Genomic DNA, 12396 nt, shown 5'->3' on the forward strand with positions numbered 1-12396 from the left:
CGAATGAACGCGCTTATCCTGATTGCCGAAGACGACCCCGAGATCGCGGACATCATCCGCGCCTATCTTGAGCGGGAAGGCTTCCGAACGGTGCATGCTCCCGATGGTCGGATCGCCCTCGATCTGCATCATGCGCTCAAGCCAGACCTGATCCTGCTGGACGTATCGATGCCGCGCATGGACGGATGGGAGGTGCTTGCGGCCGTTCGTCAGTCTTCGACGACACCGGTTATCATGGTCACCGCGCTCGATCAGGATATCGACAAGCTTCAGGCGTTGCGCATCGGGGCTGACGACTATGTCGTGAAGCCGTTCAACGCCGTTGAGGTCGTTGCCCGGACCAAGGCAGTCCTGCGGCGGACTGCCGGTGATCGCGCCGGGGGTGTCCTGCGCGCCGGACCGCTTGAGATCGATCAGGAAGCACATGAGGTTCGCAAGATTGAAGCGGATGAAAGCGTTACCCGGCTTGCCCTGACGCTGACCGAGTTTCGCCTCCTCGTCCATCTCGCAAAGAACCCGCACCGCGTCTTCAGCCGCGGCGAACTGGTCGACGCCTGCCTGCCGGGAAGCGATGCGCTGGATCGCACGGTCGATAGCCATGTCAGCAAATTGCGCAGGAAGCTCGCGCAGGCGGGGCTTGCCGACATGCCCGAAGGCATAAGGGGCGTTGGCTACCGGCTGATGCCGTCGTGACGCCGCGCCGGGATCTGACGACGCAGCTCGTCATCGCGATGATGACCGTCGTTGTCGTGTGCATCGCGTTGTCGGTCGGAGCCTTTGAGATCGGTTATCTGGTCGTCTATGCGCTGGGCCTGCCCGGCATTCGATCGCTGAAGGAGCTGTATCTCGAACCTCTCGATATCGGCTTCCTCGTAACGTCCGTAATCGTTGGGGTGACGATCGCCTCAATGTTTGCGGTTCGTATCGCCAAGCGCATCCTCCGGCCGCTTCGATCGGTAGAGCAGGCGCTACGGTCGATCGCTGAAGGTGATCTGTCCGCGCGTGCCACACAGGACGATTATGGGCCTCGCGAGGCAGCCGGGCTGATCGACGACTTCAACACGATGGCGCATCGCCTCGAACAGGCATCGCGAAACATCTCGACGTGGAATGCGCAGATCGCGCACGAGCTGCGCACGCCGCTCACCATCCTCAGCGGCAGGCTACAGGGCGTTGTCGATGGCGTGTTCGTGCCGGACGAGCGCCTGATCGGCAACCTCATGGTGCAGGTCGAAAGTCTGAAGCGATTGGCTGAGGATCTGCGGGTGGTCAGTTTGGCCGACAGTGGCCATCTCGACCTTCAGGTCGCGCAGACCAGCCCGACTGAGGAGGTCCAGGGGTTGATCGATCTCGTGCGGCCGCGCCTGACAGAAGCCGGTTTTACCATCAGCTATGAGGGTGATGCCGGGGCAGCCATGCTTGATGCCAGTCGGTTGCGGCAAGCCCTCCTGGCCTTGATCGAGAACGCCCGCATCCACGCGCCCCCCGGGCGATTGGCGATCCGCACGCGACTGACCGAGGATCGAGTGGCGTTCGAGGTGGCCGATGACGGGCCGGGGCTACCGGATGATTTCGTGCCCCGCGCCTTCGGGCAGTTCGAGCGCGCCGAAGCCTCAAAGGAACGTCGTGGCTCGGGATTGGGACTGTCGGTCGTCAAAGCCATAGCCGTTGCTCACGGCGGGGATGCTTCCTACCGCCGCCAGGACGGGCAATCGACCTTTATCCTCGATCTTCCGCGTTGGCATTGACCGACTTGCGGCGCGCACTCCGGTAGCTCCGCCTGCATCCGCCGTTGCTCAGGCTCAGCGAGTTCAGGTTCGACCCCATGACGAGGAGCATCAGGATCGCCAGAAGCGAGAGGATCGTACAGATGAGCGTGTCAAGGCCGCCGCTGAGTGCGAAATTGAACGACGCGGCACCGATGACGACCAGCAGCGTGGATATCGCGATGGCGCGCAAAATAGGGATCAGCACGCCCCTGCCTCCACGTTTTCAGCCAGTCGCGCCCGCCAGAAGGCGATGGCGTCGGCAGTGAGCAACGCGCCTGGAACGACGGGTGCTTCGAAGAGCGAACCAGCCAGTTCATACAGGCAGGAAGCCAATCCTCGTCGCCTGAACCGCAAGCCGATTATGATGCTGTCACATCGAACCGCGGAGGCGTCTGCCGCGAAGGTAGCGGCACCGACGCACCGCTGATCGTCAGCGGTAAAGAGGGTCATCCAGAGCGATCCCGCCGTCGCGGGTACGGCGATCGACCGATCGTCGTACAGTCCGCGCAAGGCATGGTCGTCCGGTAACCCGTAGGGCACGAAGGCAATCTCGACCACATACCCTTTGTCCAGGTCGAAACTCATTGTCCGAGGAACATCGATCCTAGCGACCACTCACCATCTCCACCGCGACCGCGCGCAGATGAAGGCATGCATGATGTCGATGGTGACAATGTCGCGATTGGATGCAGCTTCCGTGGAGACGCACGAAAACCGCTCGGCACGTCGATCGTCACGGTTCCTCCACGCAACTTCCACCGGAACGCGACAGCGCGGTTCCAAATGGCCTGCGACCAAGATTTCCGGTCAAAGCAGGAGTTAAGACCATGAAGAAAGTAGCGCTCGCGTTCGCATTGTTTGCAGCTACGGCAACCCCCGCCCTGGCGCAGACCGCGGGCACGACGCCGACGTTCAGCGGCGCCCATGTCGATGTCACTGCCGGTTGGAACCGTGGCACGACCAAGGACGTGCTGCCGGGGCCGGGCGATCAGCGCTCGCGCAAGAGCGGCGTCGCCGTGCGCGGCAGCGCCGGTTACGACGTTGCCCTGGGTGACAGCGCCATCGTGGGTGCCGAAGTCGGGATCGGGACCGGCGGACGCGACATCCAGACCATCCGCGGCAATAACCGCTTCACTCTCGATCCCCGTCTGACGGTTGATGCCGCAGCCCGGTTCGGCGTGAAGCCGAGCGATGGTCTGCTGGTCTATGGCAAGGCGGGCTGGGCGATGCAGCGCGTAACGACGAGCCTCGCTCAGACGGGCGGTTCGACCATCACCAGCCGCGACACCGAGCATGGTTTCCTGTGGGGCGGCGGGGCGCAGGTCGCGCTCTCGCACAACGTGTCGCTCAAGGCGGAATACGACCGGGTCAAGTTCAACGACTACTACAAGCGTTCGCGGCTGATGGGCGGCTTGAGCTTCAACTTCTGATCCGAAGCACCCTCCGCGAAAGCGGAGGGTGCAGACCTGCGTATTGAGTGGAGTATGCGATGAGCAGCAACCCCAGGAATGTCGATGTCGTCGTCGTTGGAGCGGGTCTGGCTGGCCTTACGGCAGCCGACGAGCTGACCCGGGCCGGATATACTGTCATCGTGCTGGAAGGGCGCGATCGGATAGGTGGCCGGGTTCGCGACGCGGAGATTGCAGGTGTTGCCGTCGACGCGGGCGCGACCTGGGTCGCCCCTCATCACACTGCCCTTCGCGAACTGGCGAGCCGGCTTGATTGTCAGCTTGTCCCACAATTCAACGACGGCAAAGGCGTCATCTCCTTCGGCGGATCACGCAAGGTCGAAGGGCTTTTCGCGATGGCACCGTGGACGGTGCTCGACATCACCAGGATCATGAACGCTTTGCAGGCATTGGCTGACAAGCTGCCTGTTTCAGAACCCTGGAAACACCCCGATGCTGTATCGCTGGACTCAGTGTCGCTGGGGGAGTGGGCGGCGGTCTCGAACTGGGCACTCAAAAATACTGGCAGATTCCTGACCATGTTCAGCCTGGTGCATTGGGGCGCACCTCCGGAAGCCGTCTCGCTGTTCAACGCACTCCGCTACATCAGAAATATCGGCGGGGTGGATGTCATGCTGAAGGTCGAAGGCGGTGACCAGCAGGACCGCCTGCTTGGGACCACGCATGGCCTCACCCGCAAATTTGCCGCAACGATCGGGGCAGAAATCAACTTGAACTCACCCGTCGTCCGTATCGAAACCACTGGTGATCGAGCGCTGGTGCAGACAGTACGGGGAGCTTTCGAAGCCCGTTACGTCATCGTTTCGGCGTCGCCGGCGCACCGGGCGACGATCGAGTTTTCACCGCCACTTCCTGAGCAGCATTATGGCCTCTCCCGTAGCTGGAAGCTCGGTGCGCTCAGCAAGGCATTCGTCGCTTACGATCATCCATTCTGGCGGGATGAAGGTCTCTCAGGCTCTGCTGTCACCGATAACGGGGTCGGTTTCCTCACCTTTGACGTAAGCCCTGCACCGGATGGTCCGGGAATCCTGATGGTGTTCTGCGATGGCCGGGCTTTTGACGGCAAGGATCCGTCCGAACGCCGTCAACTCGTCCTGAACCAACTGGAACACCTCTATGGCGAGCGTGCCAAGCAGGTGATCGACTATACCGATTTTGCCTGGGGGAATGACGTGTTCGCCGCAGGTGGTCCAAACCCGGCTGTGGAACCGAAAGGATGGACGAATTTCGGGCCATTTCTGAAGGAGCCGGTGGGCCTGGTCCACTGGGCCGGCACCGAAACCGCCGATGAGTTCAGTGGAACCATGAACGGTGCGATCCTGTCCGGGCGACGTGCGGCACATGATGTCAAGATCAGGCTGGGCCTTTGACAGATGCCGTTCGCGCAACGGATTCATGCTGGAAAACGCTGAACGCTGTAGAGGACTTTGTGTCGGCACGACGTCGTGGAGCCATAAATGGCACAACGTTCGTTATCGCGAATGCTGGCACCGCGGAAGCGCCGATACCCGGCTAAAAACCTCGCTCTTCTCGTTTCATAATTCAGGACACTACTCATGAAGACCATTGGCCTCGCATTGCTGATCGGCGCCGTCGCGACACCGGCCGCGGCCGCTGAAATTTCGACCCATGTGCTTGATCTTGCCCGCGGCGTGGGCGGCAAGGCTGTACCTGTAACGCTATCGAAGCGCAGCGCCGACGGCAGCTGGCAGAAGGTCGGCGCGGCGACGACCGACGATAACGGCCGAGTTCGCAGCTTCAATGATGCACAGTCTTTCGACACCGGCATCTACCGGCTTCAGTTCGATATGACGCGCTACCCGGACGCATCGGCCTCGCCATTTTTCCCCGAGATCACGCTGACGTTCCGCGTCACTGACAAGTCTGGTCACTATCACGTGCCGGTGGTTGTCAGCCCCTATGGCTATTCGACCTACCGAGGGAATTGACCATGATCGTTGCACGCCTTCCAAACTCGGAGACAAGGGAAGGCGTGGGTTTGCGGAAAGAGACCATCCGCATCTTCGGCACGAAGGTTAGTCGACATCGAACGGATGCCTGCCGACATGCCCTCACCCTAGGTCGCATGCTAATTGGCACCGAAAAGGAGTTTCCCGATGACAGCAGCGCCGGTAGCCATCCTGTACCAGGCTGTTCCACCGCCCATGATCGATGGGTTGCGCAAGGATGCAAAGCCGGGCGGCTATTCCGATGGAGGTGCCGACATCGCCTACGCCTTGCGCCGGGCAGGGGTGGATGTGGTCACTCCCTCTGCTGCACCGGATCCTGCCAGCGCCCTCGACTGGGTGTTCCCGGACACGATGGAGGGTATCCGCAGCGCAGGCGCTGCTGGCGCAACGGTGCTGTGGGCGAACACGGTTCTTTTCGAAGGCCACCCCCTGGAGGCAGCGCTCGCCGACTTCGCGATTGTCGGCCAGCTTCCCGCCGCCATGCAGGCGTTCGATGACAAGTTCGCCACCAACCGGTTGCTGGCGGAGGCCGGCTTGCCGGTTGCCCGATCGTTCCTGCTGTCCGGCACGGCCAGGGATGACGTGTGTTCGCTGACCGATGTCGAGCAGGCGTGCGCGTCCCGAGGCATAGCCTTTCCGATGATCGTGAAGCCGGTGCGGGGGCGCGGCAGCCAGGGCGTTACCTTAGTAGAGAATTTTGGCGAGCTGCGCGACGCTGCCGCCGCCTTGATCGAGGCTGCGACCTTCGGCGACATACTGATGGTGGAAGAGTTCCTGGGCGGTGACGAGATGACGGTCACGGTCATGCCCCCGGCCTCACCGCGCCCGGACAACACACGATCGCAGACGCACTGGGCCTTGCGGCCCGTTTATCGCTTCGATCAGCATGCCGGGGTCGCGCCGTATAACGGCGACGTACCGGTCACCGCCAACAGCACCGCGATCGACGTCGGGCGCCTGAGTGATCCGGCCATTGTCGCCATGATCGACGCTTGCGTTGCGGCAGCTGCGCTGGTCGACGCGCGTACTGCCATTCGGATCGACTGTCGGGCTGACCGCGACGGCACGTTCAAATTGTTCGACCTCAATATGAAACCCAACATGACCGGTCCCGGCCGCCCGGGACGCGACAACCAAGACTGCCTGTCGGCGATCGCCGCTCGCGCAGATGGGTGGAGCTATGTCGACCTTCTGCAAGCCATGTTGGCCGCCAAGTGGAGTATCGCTCGGTAAGCGCCGTTCAGCGATGAGCGCCCACTTTTGAGCGTAGCAGGCAAATCCTTTTTCCCATTTAGGAAGGGCGCGGGAGAAGGTCGGAAGTTCCCGCCGATCCCGTGCGTCGTGAGCGACCGGCTTTCCCGAAACATGTTCCCGAATGCGTTTTCCCAAAATTTCCTGTTGGACATGGAGAAACGGGACGCTCCGCAAACGAGCGTAGACGGGCTTTGATCATGTTCGCCGTTCGAGTAGCGAGGGCATGTGGCAGGGTGGCCTTGGCTACGCCACGGCCAGGATCGTCCTCCTCGATCTCCAACGGCGGCAGGATATCTTGACGGTGTGGACATGCTCGTAGCGCCCGATCCGGTAAAATCAGAACACACGATGGCGGCGCTCGTCGCGCCTAGGGCAGAAGCCGCTTAGAATTAGTCACATAGCGAGATGAACTCAAAGCAGCCTGATAAATACCATCGTCCAGAAAGCGGAACAGGTCTTTGATTGCCTTGCGATCCGCGGGCACGACGAGCTTTCCGTTCTGAACGACGACGTTGATACCAAGGCCGGCCGCCTTCTGAGCGATGACCGCGACCTGATGGTTATTGAGGACGTCAGCCTTCGTTATCGCGTGAACAAGTTTCCGAATGCCCTGATCCGCCACTACCTTGAAAGCTGCCACGTCGGCGATCTCGAGGCTGCTGTGCTGACTGAATGTATCGAGGTCTTGGTCGGTCGCCTCGCGGTAGAATTGTTGGAGATCGAAGATACCTCGAACCCTGTGGAAGCTCTTGAACTTGAGTTTTCCAGCCTCAAGTATCGCCACAATGCCGTTGTCGAGCGTGAAGCCAGGTTCGGTGAGTTCCTTGAACGAATTACCCGACTGAAACAGCGTAAACCGGCGTGAGAGAAGCTGCTGGGCGGAAAAGGCCTGGATCAAAACCCGCTGCGCTGGCCCGGCCCCATCAATGATGAAAAGACCGCGGATCCCTTCCGCCATGAAATTCGATGCGTCGATCTCGGGCAGGCTGATCGGGTTGGCTGTCTGCGCCGCGGCGATGACAGCTGCTTCTGCCGGAGGATTCATGACGAGAATTTCGTCATCGTCCGGCTTCCAGCCTCCAGAAAACTCGACCTCTTCGTTGACGTTTTGCAGGAAATTGATGGCCTGACCTTGGAATATCCCGCCAACCTTTGCCTGAACCGGCTGGGCCAATGCGACACGCTTCACTTCGAGAGCCCCGCTCGGTCGACACAGGGCAAACAGGTTCACCATCAGGCATCCTCCAGGTCGATTAGAATATACTCCGTCAGTTGCCCGACCGAAATGGGATTGGCGGCGGATCGTATCTGCTTCTTGGTAATCAGGACATATGTCACGCCCTCCCGCGACTTCACTTTGTAGAAGTGCCATCGAAGGATGCCGAGTAGGGGGTTGAAGTGATAGTTATACCCGGTCGCCGTAATAATGGCGAAGATACCAAGGGTCGGAATCCATAGCTGCCAGTTCAACGTATTAAACTGTGATGTAAAGAGTGGCAGGAGATACAACAGGAGAAAGCCCATATTCTCCCGATCGGCCGCCTCAACCTCGCTTGCCTGAAACAACGTTATTTCAAGGTTCTTTTTGGCATAGCGAAGCATCATCAGGCAGATCGCTACTGTCGCAAGGCTCCCGATCGCAATATAAAGCGCCGCACGAAGATCATTCTGTGTGTAGGCGACCCATGCATAAGTGAGGCCGACCGGCGCGATGGCGGAACTTGTCAGCAGGATCCGGGCAAGAGCGTTCAACATGGTTGAGGTTGAGAGCGGGACATATCAGAGCCCCATCGAGCCTTTCAGCCCCTCGAGATCGGCGAGGAAGTCCGCCTGCATCTTGGTCGTGTAGATGCGGGCGATCTTGCCCTGGTTCTGGCGGTCAACGATCTTCCGGAGATCGGAAAGGCGCGCAGCCCAGGTCGACCCGTCCGTCACGAACAGGAGCGTCGTGTCGTGCCGCTTGGCGTCGATGATGGCATCGAGGTCGCCGATGATATCGGTCATTTTCGAGCCGGTCGCGTTATAGCCTTTGACCTCGATCACGATCCGGGGGCGGTTTTTATCAGGGATGGCGATATCGCATTTGGCGGTTTTGCCGTCTGCGCCGGTGAAGGTGCAGCGTGTCTCATAGGCGTCGCCAAATACCTCCCGGACCAGAACCTCTGTGAAGTCCTCAAGCCCCCTGCCCCGCTTCTGGCCCTGGATGGCGGATCCGCGGCCCGATCGCAGCCGCTCCTTGAGAATATCGCTCCATATCGGTTGGTAATTGATGGTGGCTGCCATCTTATCGGGTAGTCCGAGCCGGTCGAGGGCATCCAGAAAGGTCTCGCGATCGGCCTTGTAGCGTTTCGCGCCATAGCCTTCTGGCAGCTCCTTCGAGAGCGCCGTCGTCATCGCGTCCTTGGATAGCATCAGGAACAGCCGGGCGCACAGGATCCCGCGGTCGAAACCCTGATCGAGCATCGCTGCAACGTCGTTCCGATCATAAGTGTCTTTGACCGGCAGCTCGGCGAGAAGCGCCATCGCTTCCCGCGCAGCGTCATCCATCCACTCGACGGTGAGTGGACTAAGGCTGGCCTTGATCTCGTCCAGCGTCTGATCTCGAACCTGCATCAGCTCCCCACAATCAGATATTCGGTCACGGCGGCGCGTTCGACGCCCTTATGCGTGCCAAAGTGATAGCGGTGCGGCTTTTCAAATACACGCACGGTCTGCTTATGCTTTCGCATCAGCGCCTCGAGCTGTGCGAGATCAGGGAAGCCGTTTGAGCTGTAGGACAGCACGATCTGGCTTTTCGCGAAGCGGGCAAACATGCGGTCGAACGCTTCGACCGCCGTGCGCCGATAGCTAAACGGCGTGTACCGCTTGGCGATCTTTTTCACTTTCGTCTTCTCGTCGATCGGCAGGCCCTGCCAGTAGCAGGACAGCCCCTCGAGGAAGTGATAGCGTTTGACGTAGCAGTTGTCGTCGGACCGCGGGACATAAGGCGGATCGAGATAGACGAGATCGACTTTCCGCCTGGGCAGATCGAACAGGTCTGACCGGATCGCCGCATTTTTCCGCCCGTTGTCAAAGACGGCAGCGTTATAGACCTCGATCTGTTCGAGGAAATGCTCCTCGAGAGACAACCGGAGATCGCGCCGCCCATCGTCATAGTGCGACAGGTCGCCCGAGATCGTGAATACACCGCGGGGCTGGCGCTTGAGACAGGACCGGAACAGTGCGGCATAAGCGAGCGCCTGCTGATGCGGATCCTGTAGCTGGCCGATATTGCCCGACACGCGGTCGAGGAATTGCAGGTCGGGCTTCGTGTAGAAAACTCCGTTGAAGGTTTTCTCGATGAAATGATGCGTCGACGGCGTTCGATCGATCAGTCGCGCAATGGCTTTCCCGTCAAGGTGAGTGCTGTTGTTCTCGACGGTCGCGCGCGCGACGGTGCTGGTAAAGTTGAGGAAGTCGGACGCGATCACGCGCCGGTCCATCGCCTTCATCAAATAAGCGACGCAGCCGGTCCCAGAGAACGGATCCCACGCACTTTCGAAATCCAGCCCGTTAAGAACGCTATGGATCCACGGCAGTAGCCGCGTCTTCGATCCCATGTAGCGCAGCTCGGGGTAGCGCCCTGCCCTTTCCGGCAGCGCGGGCAGGACCGGCCGAACCTCTGGACGCGCGGTCTTGAGGGTGACGACGTTCGACTTGATCTTCAATGCCTGGCTCATGCCGCTCCGCCCATGACCGCGCTGCGGCCTCCTGGAATATGTCGGTAAAGCGTCGACGGGGCGGTGCCTAACTGCTGCGCTACCTCCTCGACGGTTATCATCGGATCGGCGAGCATCGCTTTTGCCCGGCGGATCTGCGCCTCATCAAGGGCCTTCGGCCGGCCGCCGCGACGATTGGCGGCGCGCGCCGTTGCAAGGCCGGCATGGGTGCGCTCGAGCATCAGCTCCCGCTCGAACTCGGCCACGGCCGCGAAAACGTGGAAGATGAGACGACCGCCAGCCGATGTGGTGTCGATCTGCTGGGTCAAGACGCGGAGGCCAACGCCACGCGAGTCTAGGGCAGCCGATGTTTCGACGAGCTGGCGCACGGAGCGCGCCAGGCGATCGAGTTTCCAGACGACAAGCGTGTCCCCTTCCCTCATGTAGTCGAGAGCGGCTTTCAGCTCTGGCCGGTCGCGGTTTGCTCCGGACAGCTTCTCGACAAATACGCGGTCGCAGCCGATCGCCTTCAAGGCCTCGATCTGCGCTGCTGGATTTTGGTCGCGGGTCGAGACCCGCGCATAGCCGACAAGCATGCCGCCTCCTGAAACTCGTTGCAGCATGCACAGATTCGAGGCGTCCAAACAAGAGACAGTTTTAGGAGGCTGGATCGCCCTGCTTACACTCAAACGTGTAGATATCAGCGCTAATTGGCATGGTTCTGTCAGTAGTAAATGTCACGTTGCGAAGCGGCGCTGGATTCTTGGAGTTGACCGGAAACGGGAAATCGGCGCCCTCAACCCGCTTCCAGCCCCCTGATTACGAGGCGGCCGGTTGCGCCTGCGAGTATTTCACACATTCGAAGCGCGGCGGCGTTGTAAAGGGCTTCATCATTCGTTCTGCGATGCAACGGCGTCCACTTGACCCAAATAGTTCAACAGAAACTCGTTTCCACGAGTTCGCTGCCGATTCATAGTCTGTCCCGGAAGCCTCCATTTCCTTCGTAGCTTGGATCATGCTGGCAGGCGCAATTGCTGTACAGGCAAGAAGCTGCTGGCGGATGAAGGGCTGGAGCTTGTACCAGTTGTCGCTTCGGCTTGGCTTGGGATCGTATCCAACAAGCACGCCTTGACTGATACATATCGTTTTACCATCAGCGCTCTGGCCCTCGGCTTTAAATCTAACGCTTGCGCCGTTATCGACAAATGAAAACCCGATAGCGCCCGAACTGTCATGCCACTCAAGCTTGGCTTCTTTCGTTAGCCAACAGCCAAAATCGAGCATGGGAACGGCCCGACAGTCCTCAATATAACGTACCACGGTAAACTGGCCAAAATGATCCTCGCTCTTTTCATAGTGCGTTTTTCCATCGTCAAAGCTGGGGGGCTCATAGCCCTGACCGGGTAATTGCCCGTATCCCGCCTCAGTCATCAACAGCGTGCTTAGAAGAACTGCGCAGATAGAAATTTGGCGAATAGCCAAAGATTTTATTTTCTCCGCCATTTAAGTCTCCCTTGTCTGCGATACTGTTTGACGTCCGAGGGTTGCTTCCATCTTAAACCGATGCTTGCGGTGGATCATGCCGCTTTAGCCGCAGGCACGGCGGGTTGGCGACTTAGAGTCCGGTACACGGTTGGCCGTGATATCAAGAACACCTCGGCGAGATCGCTGATCGAGTAGTCGCCGGTGTCGTACATGCGGCGTAGCTCCTTCTGCTGCCGATCGGACAGCTTGGGCTTCTTGCCGCGTAGCTTCCCCTTGGCGCGCGCGACCGCCATGCCCTCGCGGGTCCGCATCCGTATAAGGTCCGCCTCGAACTCGGCGAAGGTGGCGAGGATGTTGAAGAACAGCTTGCCCATTGGATCGGCCGGATCATGGACGCTGGCGCCGACCTGGAGCTTCACTCCACGGGCGGCAAGGCTGTCACCGATCGCGCGCGCGTCCGGCACCGATCGGGCGAGACGGTCGAGCTTTGGCACCACCAGCGTGTCGCCGCTGCGCACCGCCGCCAGCGCCTGGTCGAGGCCGGGCCGATCCCGGCTCGTGCCGGTGAACCCCTTGTCGGTATAGATGCGATCGGCCGCGACGCCGAGCTTCACAAGCGCCTCCTGCTGGGCGGCAAGGTCCTGTTTGTCGGTCGAGCATCGGGCATAGCCGATCAGCGTTTGCGTCATAGACCGAAGTGTAACGTAAAAGGCCCCGTCACCGCAAAACATATGGTACTATCTATGTGAGA

Annotated in this window: 15 protein-coding genes; 6 read left to right on the forward strand and 9 right to left on the reverse strand. The window is 60.1% G+C overall.

The features are described from left to right. Window positions 1-3 precede the first annotated feature (3 nt). Window positions 4-693: a response regulator gene (locus SP5_RS17385; RefSeq protein ID WP_042491094.1), complete on the forward strand. Its 690-nt coding sequence runs from the start codon at window positions 4-6 to the stop codon at window positions 691-693. Next, window positions 690-1748, forward strand: a complete 1059-nt coding sequence (locus SP5_RS17390; protein WP_084220751.1) for an ATP-binding protein — start codon at window positions 690-692, stop codon at window positions 1746-1748. The genes SP5_RS17385 and SP5_RS17390 overlap by 4 nt, the downstream gene beginning before the upstream one ends. Here SP5_RS17390 and SP5_RS17395 read toward each other — a convergent pair. Continuing rightward, complete coding sequence (locus SP5_RS17395) at window positions 1720-1974, reverse strand: hypothetical protein (protein ID WP_157013794.1); 255 nt, start codon at window positions 1972-1974, stop codon at window positions 1720-1722. The genes SP5_RS17390 and SP5_RS17395 overlap by 29 nt on opposite strands. Then, entirely contained in the window at window positions 1968-2354 is a 387-nt protein-coding gene (locus SP5_RS17400) for a hypothetical protein (protein WP_042491099.1), read from the reverse strand. The genes SP5_RS17395 and SP5_RS17400 overlap by 7 nt, the downstream gene beginning before the upstream one ends. A gap of 242 nt (window positions 2355-2596) precedes the next feature. Here SP5_RS17400 and SP5_RS17405 point away from each other — a divergent pair, with 242 nt between their 5' ends. The 4 genes from SP5_RS17405 (at window position 2597) to SP5_RS17420 (ending at window position 6441) form a co-directional block, all read left to right on the forward strand. Next, a complete protein-coding gene (locus tag SP5_RS17405) occupies window positions 2597-3199 on the forward strand; it encodes an outer membrane protein (RefSeq protein WP_042491100.1) in 603 nt (200 codons plus the stop codon). A 59-nt stretch (window positions 3200-3258) separates the two neighbouring features. After that, window positions 3259-4608 carry a flavin monoamine oxidase family protein gene (locus SP5_RS17410; RefSeq protein ID WP_042491102.1) on the forward strand — a complete coding sequence of 450 codons (1350 nt, stop codon included), beginning with the start codon at window positions 3259-3261 and terminating at the stop codon, window positions 4606-4608. A gap of 186 nt (window positions 4609-4794) precedes the next feature. Further along, entirely contained in the window at window positions 4795-5187 is a 393-nt protein-coding gene (uraH, locus tag SP5_RS17415; protein WP_042491104.1) for a hydroxyisourate hydrolase, read from the forward strand. A 168-nt stretch (window positions 5188-5355) separates the two neighbouring features. After that, window positions 5356-6441 (forward strand): ATP-binding protein, encoded by a 1086-nt coding sequence (locus tag SP5_RS17420; protein WP_042491106.1) that lies wholly within the window; start codon window positions 5356-5358, stop codon window positions 6439-6441. A 388-nt stretch (window positions 6442-6829) separates the two neighbouring features. On the opposite strand, the gene SP5_RS17425 is transcribed toward SP5_RS17420, so the two are convergent. From SP5_RS17425 to SP5_RS17450, 7 genes are all read right to left on the reverse strand, one after another. After that, window positions 6830-7696 (reverse strand): Kiwa anti-phage protein KwaB-like domain-containing protein, encoded by an 867-nt coding sequence (locus tag SP5_RS17425; RefSeq protein WP_042491109.1) that lies wholly within the window; start codon window positions 7694-7696, stop codon window positions 6830-6832. Beyond that, window positions 7696-8217: a KwaA family protein gene (locus SP5_RS19835; protein ID WP_042491110.1), complete on the reverse strand. Its 522-nt coding sequence runs from the start codon at window positions 8215-8217 to the stop codon at window positions 7696-7698. The genes SP5_RS17425 and SP5_RS19835 overlap by 1 nt, the downstream gene beginning before the upstream one ends. Window positions 8218-8241: 24 nt before the next feature. After that, window positions 8242-9075: a DpnII family type II restriction endonuclease gene (locus tag SP5_RS17435; RefSeq protein WP_042491113.1), complete on the reverse strand. Its 834-nt coding sequence runs from the start codon at window positions 9073-9075 to the stop codon at window positions 8242-8244. Further along, window positions 9075-10181, reverse strand: a complete 1107-nt coding sequence (locus SP5_RS17440) for a DNA adenine methylase (RefSeq protein WP_217995714.1) — start codon at window positions 10179-10181, stop codon at window positions 9075-9077. The genes SP5_RS17435 and SP5_RS17440 overlap by 1 nt, the downstream gene beginning before the upstream one ends. Further along, window positions 10178-10756, reverse strand: a complete 579-nt coding sequence (locus tag SP5_RS17445; protein ID WP_042491116.1) for a recombinase family protein — start codon at window positions 10754-10756, stop codon at window positions 10178-10180. The genes SP5_RS17440 and SP5_RS17445 overlap by 4 nt, the downstream gene beginning before the upstream one ends. 223 nt (window positions 10757-10979) lie before the next feature. Then, a complete protein-coding gene (locus tag SP5_RS19365) occupies window positions 10980-11663 on the reverse strand; it encodes a hypothetical protein (protein WP_157013795.1) in 684 nt (227 codons plus the stop codon). Window positions 11664-11737: 74 nt separating this feature from the next. After that, window positions 11738-12334, reverse strand: a complete 597-nt coding sequence (locus SP5_RS17450; protein ID WP_042491119.1) for a recombinase family protein — start codon at window positions 12332-12334, stop codon at window positions 11738-11740. Window positions 12335-12396: the final 62 nt, after the last annotated feature.

The sequence above is a fragment of the Sphingomonas parapaucimobilis NBRC 15100 genome, from assembly GCF_000787715.1.
Taxonomy (GTDB): Bacteria; Pseudomonadota; Alphaproteobacteria; order Sphingomonadales; family Sphingomonadaceae; genus Sphingomonas; species Sphingomonas parapaucimobilis.